Annotated in this window: 16 protein-coding genes; 7 read left to right on the top strand and 9 right to left on the bottom strand. The window is 50.2% G+C overall.

Annotated features, from left to right (window positions below; genetic code table 11):
• Positions 1–17: 17 nt before the first annotated feature.
• Positions 18–524: a hypothetical protein gene (locus INT19_RS03785; RefSeq protein WP_193059779.1), complete on the bottom strand. Its 507-nt coding sequence runs from the start codon at positions 522–524 to the stop codon at positions 18–20.
• Positions 525–534: 10 nt separating this feature from the next.
• Entirely contained in the window at positions 535–1,245 is a 711-nt protein-coding gene (locus INT19_RS03780) for an SURF1 family protein (protein ID WP_089038326.1), read from the bottom strand.
• Here INT19_RS03780 and INT19_RS03775 point away from each other — a divergent pair.
• On the top strand, positions 1,244–1,435 hold the full coding sequence (locus INT19_RS03775; RefSeq protein ID WP_038483896.1) for a DUF2909 domain-containing protein: 192 nt from the start codon (positions 1,244–1,246) through the stop codon (positions 1,433–1,435). The two genes, INT19_RS03780 and INT19_RS03775, sit on opposite strands and share 2 nt — an antisense overlap.
• Before the next feature lie 4 nt (positions 1,436–1,439).
• Here INT19_RS03775 and INT19_RS03770 read toward each other — a convergent pair whose 3' ends face one another.
• The 5 genes from INT19_RS03770 to INT19_RS03750 form a co-directional block, all read right to left on the bottom strand.
• Positions 1,440–2,297, bottom strand: a complete 858-nt coding sequence (locus INT19_RS03770) for a cytochrome c oxidase subunit 3 (RefSeq protein WP_089038327.1) — start codon at positions 2,295–2,297, stop codon at positions 1,440–1,442.
• On the bottom strand, positions 2,294–2,884 hold the full coding sequence (locus INT19_RS03765; protein ID WP_089038328.1) for a cytochrome c oxidase assembly protein: 591 nt from the start codon (positions 2,882–2,884) through the stop codon (positions 2,294–2,296). Before INT19_RS03765 ends, INT19_RS03770 begins: the two co-directional genes overlap by 4 nt.
• A 35-nt stretch (positions 2,885–2,919) precedes the next feature.
• Entirely contained in the window at positions 2,920–4,563 is a 1,644-nt protein-coding gene (gene ctaD, locus INT19_RS03760; protein ID WP_193059778.1) for a cytochrome c oxidase subunit I, read from the bottom strand.
• Positions 4,564–4,599: 36 nt separating this feature from the next.
• A complete protein-coding gene (gene coxB / locus INT19_RS03755) occupies positions 4,600–5,715 on the bottom strand; it encodes a cytochrome c oxidase subunit II (protein ID WP_089038330.1) in 1,116 nt (371 codons plus the stop codon).
• Between the two features lie 125 nt (positions 5,716–5,840).
• Positions 5,841–6,014 (bottom strand): DUF2970 domain-containing protein, encoded by a 174-nt coding sequence (locus INT19_RS03750; RefSeq protein ID WP_089038331.1) that lies wholly within the window; start codon positions 6,012–6,014, stop codon positions 5,841–5,843.
• A 132-nt stretch (positions 6,015–6,146) separates the two neighbouring features.
• Between INT19_RS03750 and INT19_RS03745 the strand changes: the two genes are divergently transcribed.
• Entirely contained in the window at positions 6,147–6,506 is a 360-nt protein-coding gene (locus INT19_RS03745) for a hypothetical protein (protein WP_193059777.1), read from the top strand.
• Positions 6,507–6,607: 101 nt separating this feature from the next.
• The gene (locus INT19_RS03740; RefSeq protein WP_089038333.1) at positions 6,608–6,823 is read left to right on the top strand and encodes a hypothetical protein; all 216 of its coding nucleotides are present in this window, start codon (positions 6,608–6,610) and stop codon (positions 6,821–6,823) included.
• A gap of 41 nt (positions 6,824–6,864) precedes the next feature.
• Here INT19_RS03740 and hrpB read toward each other — a convergent pair whose 3' ends face one another.
• Both hrpB and INT19_RS03730 read right to left on the bottom strand, forming a co-directional pair.
• Positions 6,865–9,300, bottom strand: a complete 2,436-nt coding sequence (hrpB, locus tag INT19_RS03735) for an ATP-dependent helicase HrpB (protein WP_193059776.1) — start codon at positions 9,298–9,300, stop codon at positions 6,865–6,867.
• Positions 9,301–9,320: 20 nt separating this feature from the next.
• The gene (locus INT19_RS03730) at positions 9,321–9,980 is read right to left on the bottom strand and encodes a TetR family transcriptional regulator C-terminal domain-containing protein (protein ID WP_089038335.1); all 660 of its coding nucleotides are present in this window, start codon (positions 9,978–9,980) and stop codon (positions 9,321–9,323) included.
• Positions 9,981–10,182: 202 nt separating this feature from the next.
• Here INT19_RS03730 and xdhA point away from each other — a divergent pair, with 202 nt between their 5' ends.
• From xdhA to guaD, 4 genes are read left to right on the top strand one after another with little or no spacing between them, the layout of a single operon-like run.
• Entirely contained in the window at positions 10,183–11,640 is a 1,458-nt protein-coding gene (gene xdhA, locus INT19_RS03725) for a xanthine dehydrogenase small subunit (protein WP_193059775.1), read from the top strand.
• Positions 11,624–14,047, top strand: coding sequence for a xanthine dehydrogenase molybdopterin binding subunit (xdhB, locus tag INT19_RS03720; protein ID WP_193059774.1), 2,424 nt, complete (start codon positions 11,624–11,626; stop codon positions 14,045–14,047). Before xdhA ends, xdhB begins: the two co-directional genes overlap by 17 nt.
• A complete protein-coding gene (xdhC, locus tag INT19_RS03715; protein WP_193059773.1) occupies positions 14,044–14,916 on the top strand; it encodes a xanthine dehydrogenase accessory protein XdhC in 873 nt (290 codons plus the stop codon). Before xdhB ends, xdhC begins: the two co-directional genes overlap by 4 nt.
• 1 nt (position 14,917) lies before the next feature.
• Positions 14,918–16,231 carry a guanine deaminase gene (gene guaD, locus INT19_RS03710; RefSeq protein WP_193059772.1) on the top strand — a complete coding sequence of 438 codons (1,314 nt, stop codon included), beginning with the start codon at positions 14,918–14,920 and terminating at the stop codon, positions 16,229–16,231.
• The last annotated feature ends 57 nt before the right edge of the window (positions 16,232–16,288 follow it).

Raw genomic sequence — 16,288 nt, 5'->3', positions numbered from 1 at the left:
TAACGGTATATTGTTTGCTATAGCGGATTAACCTTAAACAAATGACGTATATCATCGAGAATATCAGCTGCTGGCACTGCATTATTAAATGACAACGCTGGCCTGCCGAAAGGATCCATTAGCCAGACGCTATTTTCTTCTCGCCATGCAGGTTCTGCCAGCCAACGACTAACCTTTTCACCTGGAAGCTCTTGTGCACTCCCGCCTATTCGTAGTCGCTCTAACCGAGGAGCTTCTCGACCCAACGCTCGATGCAGACGCCACAATTCATCCATGCGCTCATCACAGAGAGAAGTACAGTCAAACACGAGTGTCCACGCATCATTTTTTTCGGGTTGAGCGCTCAGAGGCCAATCATCTAGTGCGGGCACGCTGACATGCACTTGACCATGGGCAGTATCTTCACTAGGTATGCCTATTTGCCATGTCAACATCATCCACGCAGTAACAATAGGCGCCGCGAATGCTGCAAATATCAGCAACAACTTAACTCGCGGATAACGAACTGGCTGGCGTTGCTCCATGCTTTTCCCCTCAGCAACCTGTAAGGCTATCTTTTGTAAGACTATCTTTGCGCAGGCGACGTCCCCCCAACACCATGACCACTGTCGCAGCAAGTGCCAACCCCCACCATTGAAAAGCATAGCCAAGATGGCGACTAGGAGGCATCACGCTAGCTTCCCACCAGGGCGTAAACACCCCCTCACCCTGGTCAGCATGTAGCCAGCCGGTGTAAGTGAAGGCCGGCAATGTTGATTCCCACGGGGTTAAACTGATCTGCTGCAGCCTTACCCCTTCCTTGTTTTTGCCATATAGCGGTCCACCGGATCGCGCAACCTGCCACTCGCCTGAAACGGATACGCTGCCCTCTGGAGTATCCGCTTGCGGCGCCGCCCTACTTGGCCCTGTCTCAATAAATCCCCGCTGAATAAGCCACAACTGATCAAAACTGTCTCGGAAAGGGGTTAACACAGCCACGCCCAGACGCCCATCTACAATGCGGTTATCCAGATAAAGCGTGTGATTAGCGAGGTACTCTCCTTGCAAATGCAGCTCAGATCCATCTTCTGGCATAGCAGTAGGCGATTTGACCAAAGGCGCTGCCTGACGAGCGGCTAACAAAACTCGCTTGTCAGCGGCACGCTCCCACTGCCATAGTCCTAGGAAGATACCTAGCGAAACTAATACGCCCCAAAACACACACCAGACGTATAGACGTTGCGACCCAAAAGAGGTTTTCGTCATGTGGTTAAAGCTGCTCATTGGCCTAGTTTTTATTGGAATAGTCGCTAGTTTAGCGGCTGGCGCAGGTTTTTTATTAAAGGATGACAGCAGCTCGCGACGGCTACTAGCATCCCTTAAATGGCGCATTGGGTTAACATGTCTACTCATGGCCTTATTAGTGTTTGGCTTCTGGTCGGGAGATTTAGGCTAATTGATTAGAAAACGTATACAAAAATAAATAACCCAACCCATACAACATCTACAAAGTGCCAATACCAACAAGATGCTTCAAAACCAAAATGATGATCTTGGGCAAAGTGCCCTTTATGTATACGTATCAGCATACTGGTTAAAATTAACGTACCTATAATGACATGAACGCCGTGAAAGCCCGTTAGAATAAAGAAAGTAGCGCCGAAGATTCCTGCCTCAAGCGTAATACCATAATGGTTATACGCTTCATAATATTCGACGCCCTGAATCATAATAAAACAGCAGCCCAGCAATACAGTACCTGCCAGCCAGTTTCTGCACGTCTTACGCTCGCCTAATTTCAAAGCTTCATGTGCAACCGTCAAAGTAATGCTCGACGTTACCAAAATTAGTGTATTGACGAGCGGCAATTGCCATGGACTTAAGACACTATCCGGGCCAGCCACCGACGAATCAGGAGGGTTTAACAACGGCCACTGAGCGACAAAATCAGGCCAAAGTAACGCAGAAACACCTTTTGCTCCTTCACCACCTAACCAGGGTATAGCAAACGTTCTAACGTAAAATAAGGCGCCAAAAAATGCGGCAAAAAACATCACTTCCGAAAAAATAAACCAGCCCATCCCCCATCGAAACGAGCGATCCATTTGGGCATCGTACAATCCGCTCATTGACTCGTGAATAACATCTCTGAACCAAAAGCCCATGACGGTAATTACACAAGCCATACCGATTAGCATGAACGGGGTACCCGTGTCGTACACAAGCTTAATTCCTGTACCCACCATCATAGCCCCGAGCGCCAGCGAGCCTAGAATAGGCCATCGACTCTTTGCAGGAACATAGTAGCCGCCACTCATATCGAATCCCCTATCGTTTTGTTGTCATTCTTCGAGATGTCTTTTACTAAGTGATGAACCGGGTACAAGGTATACACCAGCGTTATCGTATTAATATCCTCAGGAAGGTCACGCGCTAGCTGGAATATCAGAGGAATCGTCAAGCGCTCATCCCCTTGAAGCTGCTGCTCTTGGAAACAGAAACAGCTTATTTTTCTTAAATGCGTCGTAGCACTTGAAGGAGAGACGCTAGGTACAGCTCGCCCCCAACTTTCGACATGACTGTTGTTGGTAAACGTAAAATCAACTTCAGCTGTTTGGCCTGGGTGGACACGCATTTGGCGGTTTTCGACGCTCATTCGCCATGGTAACCCCGCGCCACCTCGGGTAATGAACTGCACGGTGATATAGCGGGACTGATCAACTTCTTCATGAATAATGGCTTTAGCCGTGGTATCCACTTTGCCATTAAGGCCCGTCACACTACAAAACACGTCATAAAGAGGGACCAGTGCGAATGCAAAGGCAAACATCCCAATTAACGCCGCTACTGTACGAATGACTGTCCGTTTAACCCCAACTGATTGCACCGTATCATTGACTGCCATATATCCCCCTAGACCATTCACTGATGGACAGCTAATTAGTCATGATGATGGGTACGGTTAAATACTGGCGGTGTTTCAAAGGTGTGCAACGGTGCCGGACTGGGGACGCTCCACTCTAGGTCTTCTGCGCCTTCCCAAGCTTTTGCAGGTGCTTTTTTACCTCCTCTTACACACATCACCACAACCAATACAAACATCAGCTGTGACGCTCCAAAAAAGAAGGCACCAATGCTGGAGAGCAAATTAAAATCTGCAAATTGTAATGCATAGTCGGGAATACGCCTTGGCATGCCCGCCAAGCCTGCGAAATGCATAGGGAAAAACGTTAGATTAACGCCAACAATAGAGCACCAGAAATGGCATTGAGCAAGTCGCTCGTTAGGATAATAACCTGTCCATTTGGGTAGCCAATAATAGACACCAGCCATAATGGCAAAAATAGCACCGGGTACTAGCACATAATGAAAATGCGCTACGACAAAATAGGTATCGTGGTATTGGAAATCCGCAGGTGCAATGGCCAACATTAGTCCTGAGAAACCGCCGATGGTGAATAGAACCACGAAAGCCAAAGCAAACAGCATGGGCGGTTCAAAACTGATCGAGCCACGAAACAGCGTGGTCACCCAATTAAATACTTTCACGCCTGTGGGCACGGCGATCAGCATGGTCGAGTACATGAAAAATAGCTCCGCTGTTAGCGGAAGACCGACGATAAACATATGGTGTGCCCACACTAAAAATGACAGCAGCGCGATAGCTGCCGTGGCATACACCATAGACGCGTATCCAAACAACGGCTTACGCGCGAAGGTAGGAATAATGGCTGAGACAATACCAAAAGCCGGCAAAATCATGATGTAAACTTCAGGATGGCCAAAGAACCAAAATAAGTGCTGGAAAAGCACTGGATCGCCGCCGCCCGCAGCGTCAAAGAAACTGGTACCGAAGTTAATATCCATCAGCATCATGGTAATAACGCCCGCTAGTACAGGCATTACCGCAATCAATAGAAAAGCCGTAATTAACCATGTCCATACGAACAGCGGCATATCCATCATGCGCATTCCAGGTGCGCGCATATTCAGAATGGTCGCAATAATATTTATAGCCCCAAGAATCGAGCTAATACCTGCAATGTGCAGAGCTAAAATAAAGAATGTTGTGGAGGCAGGTGCGTAAGTCGTCGATAACGGCGCATAAAATGTCCAGCCAAAATTAGGCCCACCGCCCGGCATGAATAGCGTAGAAAGTAGCAATGTAAACGCCACCGGAAGCAGCCAGAAACTAAAGTTATTAAGCCTGGGCAGCGCCATATCCGGCGCACCAATCTGAAGCGGAATCATCCAATTGGCTAGCCCAGTAAACGCTGGCATTACCGCAGCAAACACCATGATTAATCCATGCATGGTGGTCATTTGGTTGAAAAATTCTGGCTCTATAAGCTGCAAACCAGGTTGAAATAGCTCGGCTCTCACTACTAGGGCAAATATGCCTCCAACAAAAAACATGGTGAGAGAAAAGATCAGGTACAGAGAACCAATTTCTTTATGGTTGGTTGTCAGAACCCATCGCAGTATCCCTTTGGGCTGAGCCGCATGGTCGTGATGAGAATGACCGCCAGCCGCTGCAGTAGAGCTATGTTGCAGCGAGTGTTGAGGAGGTAGTTTGGGCGCCATGAGCATCTCCGCCTGATTTATTGTTAGTACCTTGAATTATTGTGCAATACGTTCGGCCACCGTAGCTGGCTGCACCACATCACCTGTCTCATTGCCCCAAGCATTACGGGTATAAGTAACAACAGCGGCTATTTCGACAGGATTTAACGTACTGCGGAATGCCGGCATAGCAGCGCCAGAAACACCGTTAATAACCCGATTCAGGTGCCAATCTAAATCACTAATCAGTTGATTATTGTTGGCTAGTGCAGGAAATGCGGGTGGCGCCCCCTGACCTTCGCTTTGGTGACAGGCAGAACAGATAGTCTGATAAACGGTCTCTCCCCTCGCCATCAAATCCTCCATTTCCCACTCCCGGTCAACCCCCATAGCCTCTTGCTCTGCGGCTTCTTTACGTTCTGCCAACCATGCTTCGAACTCTTCTTCTTCCATCGCATGCACAACCACTGGCATAAACCCGTGGTTAACGCCGCAAAGCTCGGCACACTGGCCACGATAGATGCCCGGTTCATTAATTTTCACCCAGTTCTCATTGATGAACCCAGGAATCGTATCCTGCTTAACGGCTAGTTCAGGCACCCACCAAGAGTGAATAACGTCATCTGACGTCATTAAAAAACGCACTTTACGATTGATCGGCAGTACCAATGGCTCATCTACGTCTAACAAATAGTGCTCATCTCTCGCTTTTTCTCCACGAATTTGTTCAGTTGGTGTACTCATATTTGATGTAAACGCAACATCTTCACCAAGGTACTCGTAGCGCCAGCGCCATTGTTGGCCAGTAATCATCACATCTAGATCAGCTTCTGAAGCGTCGTACATACTCTTCAACGTCGCCGTTGCGGGCACGGCCATTCCAACCAAAATCAGAATAGGAATAGCGGTCCAAAGAATTTCTACGGAGGTGTGCTCATGAAAATTCGCCGCTTTTTCCCCTTTTGAGTGTCTGTATTTAAATAGTGAGTAAAACATCACCCCAAACACAATCACCCCAATGACCACGCATACCCAAAAAATCGCCATATGCAGACCAAAAATATCTTGGCTGATATCGGTGACCCCAACAGGCATATTCCAGCTATTAGCATGAGCTTGAGTGATACTGAAGGCACTGGTAATGGTTAGCAGCCATTGCCACGATAGATGCATAGGAACCTCCGTTATTATTGTTGTTCTCGCCAACCTTTTTATTAGGTCAGGATTAACTGATTAACGTCAGTATAGAAAACATGTGGCATTCGTCACGAACAACTATCGTGAGGTGTATCAACGCTTCATCGCGACGCAATCACTGCAATCCCGACCAAGATCAGAACAAATACGAGCGTGATTACAATTCCCGTCACAATAAAGGCCGCGGGGTTACCGCTAGAAAAATCCTGTTGCCGCTTGAGGTCATTTTGTACGCCTAGCAGTGCTGACAGTACTGATTTAACGACTGACCACATTGCGCCTCTCCTCGTTATCACGTATTGCGTCGCCTGAATGAACAACTCTTCTGCAGAGCTTTAGCTATAGTTGAAGATAGGAGAACCTGTGAAGAATGCCTCACAAATTGAAAAACTCGATAGGAACCTACTATGGACCATACAAACAAAAAGCAGCCCTCATCCATCAACGACACGAACCAAAATATCGCAGCTTGGTGGCAGCATTACTGCCTATTGAGTACCATGCCAATGGTGCGTTGTCAGATTGCGTGGCTTGAGAGCGTGACAGAAGCCATGCAGCTGGAAGCTGAGCTTTTCCAAGCTATCGCTAAAAGTAGCGAAAAACTGACGATATGCCTGACTGATGGCAAAGAAAATTGCAGCGCTAAGGAACTCACTGAGCATTACCAAGAAATGGTCAAAACGCTTACCGATGCTAATCTTGAGCGTTTTGCTAAGGTATCTCAGCTTTCCCATGAGTTTCGACGTAGTCTTTGGGAAGAAATCTAACAAATCTAACAATTTGGGATTAAGCTTGCGACTTACAGTCGTGCCATTCACACTACGCACGCTTTGCTAAGAGCAGCTTTTGACTGGTGATGGAGCCTAATATGCCCAAATGTCGTGGATTTATTTCGTTGTTCTCGTTAATAACCGTGGTCTTAGTATCGTTGACTGGCTGCACAACTTACACTTGGCCGGATGGCTCGCAAGAGACTGTGCTTGGCGTGCCCCCAGAAGAAGAAAACCGGCGTTATGAAGAGCAGCGTGCCGACGGAGTACGCTATCGCGTGCCAGGTAAAATACCTGAAGAGCAAACGCAATGACCTTCTTCGATCTGGCTTCTCTTTAAACGGTGTTATTAACGTTATCTTCGTTTTGTAGATGCCGTTGCTTGAGCGGTAATTGGATCTTCTGGCCAGGGGTGTTTAGGGTAGCGGCCACGCATCTCTTTACGCACCTCTGGGTAGCCATTCAACCAAAAACTGCGTAAATCCTGAGTAACTTGAAGCGGCCTTTTTGCCGGTGAAAGCAGATGAATGACAACCGGCACATGACCGTCCGCAACGGCGGGAGTATCCTGCCAGCCAAACGCTTCCTGTAACTTCAAAGCAAGCACTGGCGGCCTTCCTGTTAGGCAGGGCTCATAATCAATGGCTGCTCGATTACCGCTAGGAGCCGTTATTGTCGATGGTGTTAAACGCTCAAAATGGGTTTGCTCATCCCAACTGAGCGTTGCCATTAAGTAGGTATGGAATGGCATTTTTTCTAGCTGACTGAAGCGTGTTATACCCGTCATGTAAGGTGCCAGCCATACATCCAAACTGTCTAATAGCGCGTTTTCTGACCAGTCAGGCCATACGTTAGAATAAATACTCGCCACTAGCGCCATTCGCCCCTGTAATTGCTTAACCTTGCCATTAAAAAGCGCCGCAGGGCGTTGCTTTAATGCGCACAGCAACGCCTGTTGGACAGCCTCTCCAGATAACTCCGCTAAGGGCCGACTTGCCAACACAAGTTCACCATGGCGCTGAACAGCTTCACCAAGAAGCTTTCCTTGGGCATCTGACCAAGTAACACGCTCCTCCCACTGTTGAGTTGCCGGGTAAAGGTCAATAAGCGCTGCCTGCGTAATCGGTTCTGCCAGGTAAATTGCTGCCTCACTGCTGGCACTCTCTACGCTAACAGCGACGATAAATGCTTCATTCGCTAGGGGGTGGCTAATGGAAAGCGTGGCGGTTTTGCCATTGGCCAGCTTGAACCGACCTGGACTGATGAATTGACCAACGCGATCCGGGTAAGCCATCGCCAGCAGATAGCTAAGCGGCTCAAGCGGTAGCTTATGTGGAATCTGAAGGCTAGCCATGTCCATAAGGCGCTTGGTTTCTCGTTGCCATTGAGGAAATCGCCAGGGTTGGCTGAGCCGCTGAGCCAGCGCATCTCTTAGCGAGCCACTAACACGCTCTCTACCCTCTAGCAGAGCTGCTAAAGCACAGGCGAGCGGTAATGCATCCAATGACACTGCCTTTGACAGCATGACCGCTAAACGAGGTTCAAGCGGCCAACGCGCACTTTGCTTACCTAATGGTGTTAATAAACCCGCTGCATCAAGAACACCAAGCTGACGAAGCAAAGCCTGGCTACTTTGCCATGCACCGTTAGGCGGTGGTGTCATCCAAATTAACTCTTCAGGCGAACGCGCTCCCCATACGGCAACCTCAAGCGCAAGTTTTGATAAATCAGCTTGGGCAATCTCAGGTTCACCGTAAGCAACCAGTGGCTGCTCTTGAGACCATAAGCGATAACATACACCCGGCTGCTGCCGCCCTGCACGACCACGACGTTGATCAGCGCTGGCACGATTGACACGCCGGGTAGTTAGTCGAGTGAGCCCAGTTCGCGGCTGAAACAACGGCACACGCTCCAAGCCAGCGTCAATAACCACATTAACGCCATCAACTGTCACACTGGATTCCGCAATGGCGGTTGATACAATCACCCGCTGGCGAGTTTCGTGTAACTTCAATGCAGCTTGTTGCGCCTCGATAGGCATGCCGCCATGTAAAGCGCGCACCTCAATATCAAAGGTGCTATTTTCCAGCATTTGCACTAGCCGAGTTATCTCTGCCACCCCAGGTAAAATCACCAACACGCCGCGGCTACCGGCATTCGCTAAGGCTTCGGTTACCACTCGGTAAGCGGCAGCGTCTAACGCTTCCTCGCTACTAAAAGGGCGATAATACGTTTCAATTGGGAATTCACGCCCCGTACTTTCAATCACGGATGTATCGCTGCCCAATACGCTTTTTAAAGCAGCAACATCTAACGTCGCAGACATCACCATCAGTCGTAAGTCATCGCGAATGCTTTGCTGAATATCCAGCGATAGCGCCAGCCCAAGATCTGCTTCTATGCTGCGCTCATGAAACTCATCGAAGATGATACCGGCGACGCCTTCGAGCAACGGATCATCTTGCAACATACGCGTCAGGACGCCCTGGGTGACCACCTCCAAGCGTGTGTGCGGCCCCACTTTGCTGTCCCCTCGCATACGATAGCCAACCGTCTTACCGACAGGCTCATCAAGCTGCGCGGCCATAAAGCTTGCCGCCAAACGAGCCGCTACCCGCCGAGGCTCTAACAACACTATCTTCTGGCCCTGCGCCCATTGGCTGTTAAGCAAGGTCAGCGGAACGCGGGTTGTCTTACCCGCCCCTGGCTGGGCGATTAAGATTAAGCGGTTATGTTCAGAGAGAGCCGCCTGAATCTGCTTGAGGTGCTGTTCAATGGGAAGCGTAGACATCGCCAATATGGGCATAGCAGCTAAACTGATGAGTCGTTTGATAAATGCGACGCTGAAATACCGCATCCTTTCAAAATAACATGCTCAAGAAAACGGCAAATAGACTCGAAATCCGTTTCGCTGAGCACTTCAGTCCCTAATATCCCCGTTACCTGCGCACTGTATTCCGTGTAATGCTGGGTAGCCGACCAAATCAAGAATATAAGCCAGCGTGGATCGACATCATCCATTTTCCCTAGCTGAGACCACTGGTGAATAATTTCTGCACGGGAAGCTACCCACTCTTTCAGCTCACCAGAGAGGTAATTACTCAAGAAAGGCGCACCCGCCAAAATCTCGGCGGCAAATAGCTTTGAACCTTCGGGGTAACGCTGACCCAGCATCATCTTGGTGCGAATAAAATCGCTTAATACCTTAGCTGGATCACTTTCAGGTGTTATATCTTCAAGTACCGCATTCCACCGGTTCATCATTCGATTAAGCAGTCGTACATAAAGCAGCTGCTTACTGCCCATGTAATAGAGAATATTCGCCTTAGGAAGACCTGCTATATCGGCGATGGCCTGAAGGCTGGCACCACGATAACCATGTTGAGAAAACACCTGCTCCGCAGCGCTCAGTATGGTCTGTTCAATGCGATCTCTGCTGGCATTTTCATGGTTAGCGGTATCCGCTGTCATTGATTAAGCTCCTTTAATAAGCGCTTTTGATAAGCACCAATGGTCAGCCCATGGGACTTATTACATATAATTGGTTTATCGACGCCGGCCGTGTAAGTGCACAGACAGCCGCATTAGCAACAAATTCTTGCAAGGTGCGCTCTTTTGTCTCAAGCTAAACAATATTGACCGATCGGTCAGAACAATCATAACGGAGTTTGGCATGGCTACGATTGAGTTCCTGCTCAACGGCACCCCCAAGCAGTGTCATGTACCCCCTGACACCAGCATTCTAACGCTGTTGCGTGATCATTTGGGCATCACTGGCACAAAAGAGGGCTGCGCATCGGGTGATTGTGGCGCTTGTACAGTCGCAATCAACAATCCAAGCGACACGCAAAGCCGCTTTTTAAGCGTCAACGCGTGTATTACCCCGGCTCATCAACTTCACGGTCAGCACGTTATTACCGTTGAAGGGCTTGCGACTGAAGGCAACTTGCACCCAGCTCAACGCGCAATGATCGAGTGCCATGGCAGCCAGTGCGGATTTTGCACACCAGGAATTGTCATGTCCTTGTTCACCTTGCATGCCAACCAACAGCAGCGCCCCTCACCTCTTACACCAGAAACACTGGAAGCCGCATTAGGTGGAAATTTATGCCGCTGCACGGGATACCGACCGATTCGTGACGCCGCATTGAGTATGCAAGATTTCTCTTGGGAAGCACCGCAGTGGTTCGATGCGTCTCAGCCAGCCAGTCACCCGCTTCATGTGCCGGAGTCAACCGCAAAGAGTGAGCCACTGTTCGTACAGCCAACCACCTTGGCTGAGTTGGCCGACGCAAGATATCGCTATCCTGATGCACGCCTTGTGGCTGGCGCAACAGATCTATGGCTGGAAAGCACTCAGCGCCTTACCGCACTGAACCAGCTTATTGATACCACTCGCGTGGCTGAATTGCGCCAAATTGAAGAGGCGACATTCCAAGCTCAACCAGGTTGGTGGGTAGGCGCCGGGGTTACGTACTCGCAACTTGAGCCCTTATTAAGCAGTCACTTTCCTGCGTTTGCACACCTCCTTCACAGGCTCGGCTCCCAACAAGTTCGTAACCGGGGAACGCTCGGCGGAAACATCGCCAACGCTTCGCCAATAGGAGATACGCCACCTGTACTACTGGCGCTCAATGCGTGGGTAGAACTTACCAGCCATGTCGGTACTCGCCAGCTGTTGCTAAGTGATTTTTTTATCGACTATAAAAAAACAGCGCTGGCTGCTGATGAAGTCATCAGTCGTATTTTTATACCTCAACTGGCTGAATCAGCCACACTAAGGGTCTGGAAGCTTTCTAAACGACGCGAGGATGACATAACGGCGGTATTAGGTGCGTTTTGCTACCGTGTTAATCAGGGTGTGATGGAGGATGTTCGCATTGCCTTTGGCGGTATGGCTGCAACTCCCAAGCGAGCTAGTCAAACAGAAGCTGCGCTAGAGGGCCAGCCCGTTTCCAAAGCTAGCTTTCAAGCAGCCCAGCAAGCCCTTGCTGAAGAGTTTCAGCCAATGAGCGATGTACGGGGTAGCCAATACTACCGAGAACAAGCCGCTCTCAACCTATTAGAACGCCTCTACTTATCGCTTTCGTCACCCAACCAGGAGGTGATGCTCCATGCGTACGCTCACTAAACTTGATGGCGACAGCAGCCGAGCTCGTCGAGAGTTACATGACCACATCCAAGGGTCAGGCCCACTTGCCCGCCATACTGTCGATAGCCACGGTCAGCGCCAAGCAGGCACCGCTAGCTTCCATGAAAGCGCTGAAAAACACGTTACCGGCAAGGCCGCCTACATTGATGACCTCAAAGCACCGGCAGATGCCCTGCATGTAGCTCTGGGGCTATCTCCTGTCGCACACGGCACATTGACCGCGCTTGATCTCGAAGCAGTTAAACAAGCGCCTGGCGTTGTCGATGTCATCACTTTTCACGACGTGCCCGGTCATACGGATATCGGCCCTGTCTTTCCAGGCGACCCCATTTTTGTTGATCAAGAAATTAGCTACGCAGGCCAGTGTATTTTCGCCGTTGCGGCTACCTCGCTTCAGGCTGCTCGCCGAGCGGTAACGCTGGCCCAGTTAAGTATTGATGAACAACCAGCGAGCCTCGACCCTGTTGCTTCTGCCGAACGCAATGATGTGGTTCGCCCTACACATGTTCAAGAGCGAGGCGATTGGCAAGCGGAACTGCGCCAAGCCGAGCAAACGGTTGAGGGCGAGCTTTTCATCGGCGGACAGGAACATTTTTACCTGGAGGGACAAGCGTGCTTGGTTCTGCCTACCGAAGATGAAGGGGTGATTGTCCATACCTCTAACCAGCACCCTAGCGAGACCCAAAAACTTGTCGCTGAAGTACTGGGCATTCCCTTTCATGCTGTCACCGTTGAAGTACGCCGAATGGGCGGCGGTTTTGGAGGCAAAGAAACTCAAGCATCTCCTTGGGCTTGTATGGCAGCCATTATTGCCCGCAGAACCGGAAAAGCCACACGTATACGTCTACCACGAAGTGATGATATGCGCGCGACCGGTAAGCGACACCCCTTTCATAATCGCTACCGACTAGCCATTAATCGGCAAGGCATCATCCAGGGGGGAGACATAACAGTTATTGGTGACTGCGGATACTCGCCTGACCTTTCGGACGCCATTGTTGACCGTGCAATGTTCCATGCCGACAACGCTTACTCATTAGGCAATGCTCGCGTCACCGGTCACCGAGCTAAGACCCATACCGCTTCTAACACGGCTTTTCGGGGTTTCGGCGGCCCTCAGGGCATGATGATTATCGAAGCTGCAATGGATGATATCGCGCGTAAGGTCGGTGAAGACCCTCTCACCATACGCAAACGAAACTTCTATCGCGACGGGCGAGACGTCACCCACTACGGGCAGTCAGTGGATCAAAAGCAGTTACTCCATACGCTGGTTGATACATTGGAAACCAATAGTGATTACTGGGCGCGCCGTGCGGCTATTAAGGCATTTAATAGCAACAGTCCCATCATTAAAAAAGGGCTTGCGCTAACGCCAGTAAAGTTTGGCATCTCATTTACCGCCCAGCACCTTAACCAGGCCGGTGCGCTGCTGCATGTGTATACCGATGGCAGCATCATGATCAATCACGGCGGCACCGAAATGGGCCAAGGACTGCACACCAAGATTTGTCAGGTAGTGGCTCGCGAGCTTGGCTTGGATTTAGATAGCGTGCGGATTAGTGCAACTCGCACGGATAAAGTACCCAATACATCCCCTACGGCGGCTTCAAGCGGCGCCGACCTCAATGGCATGGCCGCGCGAGATGCCGCCAGTAAATTGCGCGAAAGATTGTTCGACTTTGCCGCGATGCATTTTGAAGGCGGCTTAGACCGAGAAGGCATGCGCCTGGAAGATGGCATGCTGATTGCTGGGATTAATGAAAGCGAGCGTCGCATCCCCTGGGGAGAGCTTGTTCAAACGGCCTACCTCAATCGCATCTCGCTGTCAGAAAAAGGCTTTTATGCGACACCATTGATTCATTACAACCGTGCAACGGGCCAAGGCCGCCCTTTTTATTATTACGCGTTTGGAGCAGCCGTTGCCGAAGTGAGTGTTGACACATTGAGCGGCGAATATTTAGTTAACCGTGTTGACGTGCTACATGACGTTGGCAATTCGCTAAACCCTGCCATTGATATTGGCCAAGTAGAAGGTGGCTTTATCCAGGGAATGGGCTGGCTAACCAGTGAAGAACTTAAGTGGAGCGATAAAGGTATGCTGGTTAGCGACGGGCCTGCGACCTACAAAATACCCACGTTTGGTGATCTTCCCGCTATTTTTAACGTTGAACTATTGGAAGGCCACCCAAATTCCATGGCAAGCCTATATCGTTCTAAAGCCGTTGGTGAGCCACCGTTTATGCTTGGTATCTGTGTTTGGTCTGCACTACGTGATGCGCTTTCAAGCTTAACCGATTACCAACAGTCTCCCCATCTCGACACTCCCGCAACCCCTGAGCGAGTGATGTTGGCTGCAAACGCAATTAGAGAAAAAGCGCTATGACACAGCCCTCAGCAGAAACTTGGCACGCTGCACTCGATCGATTGCAGCGTAGCGGTGTTCCCCACGTGTTGGCCACTCAGGTAACCAGCGCGGGCTCAACCCCGCGTGAGCCCGGCGCACGCATGGTGATCACCCAAGAGGCGATCTATGACACGCTAGGTGGAGGCACTTTCGAGTGGCAAACTATCCATGCTGCTCGAGACTTTTTACAGCAAGGCCGCGCAGGCTTTCACTTAGAGGCATTCTCGCTAGGTGGCCGCAGCGGCCAGTGCTGTGGCGGTTATGTCAATGTGCTGCTGGAAGTGTTTCCTGGTGCCGCTACCAATATCGCTTTATTTGGTGCTGGCCATGTCGGACGAGAGATCGTAAAGCTTAGCGAACCGCTCCCCTGGCAAGTACACTGGTTTGATAGCCGAGCAGATGTATTTAACGAACGCGATCAGCAGCAATCCCGACTCAGTTGCCATACGCTGAGCAGTGCGCAAGAGGGAACTTCAGCCCTGCCGCCCTACTGTCATGCACTGGTATTAACCCACAACCATGATGAAGATTACGCCCTTATCACCGCTTTACTACAGCGCAATGACATCGCCTCGATAGGATTAATCGGCTCTGATAGCAAATGGGCAAGCTTCCGAGGACGACTGCAGCGCGAAGGCTACACCGCTGAAGAAATAGAGCGTGTACGCAGTCCCATTGGCTGTATTCATAACACTAAACTTAGCAACAAAACCCCCTATGCGATTGCTTTGACGGTGGTAACCGAACTGCTTTGGCTAACGGACAAGCCAGCCTCACTAGACATGCGCGGCCTTGAGCCGAACGCAATACGTGCACTTGTTGACGATACGAAAACGACTCAGAGTTAATATGAATTCCTCAATCGATACGCTCATCCGCGCTGAAATTGTCAGCTTTGCACGCGACCCAGGTAATGATGACCTACCTCAGCCAGGTAGCCTAGAGCATTATGGCGATGGGCTACTGTGGCTAAAAGGCAGTCATATTCAGGCTGTCGGCCACTATGGTGATCTCGCTGATCAACTGCCAAGTGACGCCCATGTTATTGATTATCGCGGCAAGTTGATTATGCCCGGCTTTATCGATACTCACGTTCACTATGTTCAGCTAGACATCATGGCTTCCTACGGCCGACAACTACTTGATTGGCTAAATGACTATACGTTTCCTGAAGAGTGCCGTTTTGCCAATCATGCGCATGCAGAAGCGCTATCGAACGCTTTTCTAGATGAAATGCTTCGCGCGGGAACGACAACAGCCCAAGTATTTGGCTCAAGCCATCCTGGCTCAGTGGATGCGTTCTTCACCGCCTGCCAAAAACGTCAGCTACGCATGCTGGTCGGTAAAGTATTAATGGATCGCAACGCGCCTGACGCCCTAATGGATGGCGTGTCTGGAATTGCAGACAGTGAGCGACTTATTCAAGACTGGCATGGCAATGGCCGACTAGGTTATAGCGTCACGCCACGCTTTGCGCCCACCTCTACCAAAATGCAAATGGATGCTGCCGGCGCCCTCTTGCGTAACGACTCTAGCCTTTGGCTACAAACTCATTTGGCTGAAAACAGTGGGGAATTAGATTGGGTAGCTGAATTATTTCCTGGTAGCCGCGACTACTTAGCCGTTTACGAAGAAGCGGGGTTAGTCGGCCCTCGCAGTACCTTCGCGCACGGCATTCATCTGAATAACGATATGCGTAAACGCTTGGCGGATCGAGGCGCCAATATTGCCTTTTGTCCAAGCTCCAATCTTTTCCTAGGCAGCGGATTATTTGACCGAGAAGCAGCTAAACAGACCGGCATGGCATTCACCTATGCTAGCGATATCGGCGCAGGCACCGATTTATCAGGGTTTGGAACGCTTAAGGCAGCCTACCAAGTGGGCCAATTAGGGGGACAGCCTCTTACCGCATGGCAAGGTTTTTACGGTTTAACCCATGGCAATGCAAAAGCGCTTTCCCTAGATACCCATATCGGCCAGCTTGCCCCTTCGTACGAGGCTGATTTTGTAGTCATTGATCCTCATGCGACATCACTGTTGAAGCGCCGTATCCAACACAGCAAAACACTCGGCGAGCGTTTATTTGCGCTGATGATGCTCGCTGATGATCGCGCTATCTATGAAACTTGGTCAAATGGGCAGTGCCAGCACCAACGGGATTAATTTTCAAAGTTAACTCGTCATTCCCGCAGGCCCTTAGCGGGAATCCATGTTGGGCTG

The sequence above is a fragment of the Halomonas sp. 3A7M genome, assembly GCF_014897875.1.
GTDB lineage: Bacteria > Pseudomonadota > Gammaproteobacteria > Pseudomonadales > Halomonadaceae > Vreelandella.
This window is presented reverse-complemented; position numbering and strand designations above follow the sequence as displayed.

What these genes read in the sequence shown, in the direction of transcription:
- INT19_RS03785 (WP_193059779.1), bottom strand. Translation starts at nt 524, where the DNA reads ATGGAGCAACGCCAGCCAGTTCGTTATCCGCGAGTTAAGTTGTTGCTG.
- INT19_RS03775 (WP_038483896.1), top strand. Translation starts at nt 1,244, where the DNA reads ATGTGGTTAAAGCTGCTCATTGGCCTAGTTTTTATTGGAATAGTCGCT.
- INT19_RS03780 (WP_089038326.1), bottom strand. Translation starts at nt 1,245, where the DNA reads ATGACGAAAACCTCTTTTGGGTCGCAACGTCTATACGTCTGGTGTGTG.
- INT19_RS03770 (WP_089038327.1), bottom strand. Translation starts at nt 2,297, where the DNA reads ATGAGTGGCGGCTACTATGTTCCTGCAAAGAGTCGATGGCCTATTCTA.
- INT19_RS03765 (WP_089038328.1), bottom strand. Translation starts at nt 2,884, where the DNA reads ATGGCAGTCAATGATACGGTGCAATCAGTTGGGGTTAAACGGACAGTC.
- ctaD (WP_193059778.1), bottom strand. Translation starts at nt 4,563, where the DNA reads ATGGCGCCCAAACTACCTCCTCAACACTCGCTGCAACATAGCTCTACT.
- coxB (WP_089038330.1), bottom strand. Translation starts at nt 5,715, where the DNA reads ATGCATCTATCGTGGCAATGGCTGCTAACCATTACCAGTGCCTTCAGT.
- INT19_RS03750 (WP_089038331.1), bottom strand. Translation starts at nt 6,014, where the DNA reads ATGTGGTCAGTCGTTAAATCAGTACTGTCAGCACTGCTAGGCGTACAA.
- INT19_RS03745 (WP_193059777.1), top strand. Translation starts at nt 6,147, where the DNA reads ATGGACCATACAAACAAAAAGCAGCCCTCATCCATCAACGACACGAAC.
- INT19_RS03740 (WP_089038333.1), top strand. Translation starts at nt 6,608, where the DNA reads ATGCCCAAATGTCGTGGATTTATTTCGTTGTTCTCGTTAATAACCGTG.
- hrpB (WP_193059776.1), bottom strand. Translation starts at nt 9,300, where the DNA reads ATGTCTACGCTTCCCATTGAACAGCACCTCAAGCAGATTCAGGCGGCT.
- INT19_RS03730 (WP_089038335.1), bottom strand. Translation starts at nt 9,980, where the DNA reads ATGACAGCGGATACCGCTAACCATGAAAATGCCAGCAGAGATCGCATT.
- xdhA (WP_193059775.1), top strand. Translation starts at nt 10,183, where the DNA reads ATGGCTACGATTGAGTTCCTGCTCAACGGCACCCCCAAGCAGTGTCAT.
- xdhB (WP_193059774.1), top strand. Translation starts at nt 11,624, where the DNA reads ATGCGTACGCTCACTAAACTTGATGGCGACAGCAGCCGAGCTCGTCGA.
- xdhC (WP_193059773.1), top strand. Translation starts at nt 14,044, where the DNA reads ATGACACAGCCCTCAGCAGAAACTTGGCACGCTGCACTCGATCGATTG.
- guaD (WP_193059772.1), top strand. Translation starts at nt 14,918, where the DNA reads ATGAATTCCTCAATCGATACGCTCATCCGCGCTGAAATTGTCAGCTTT.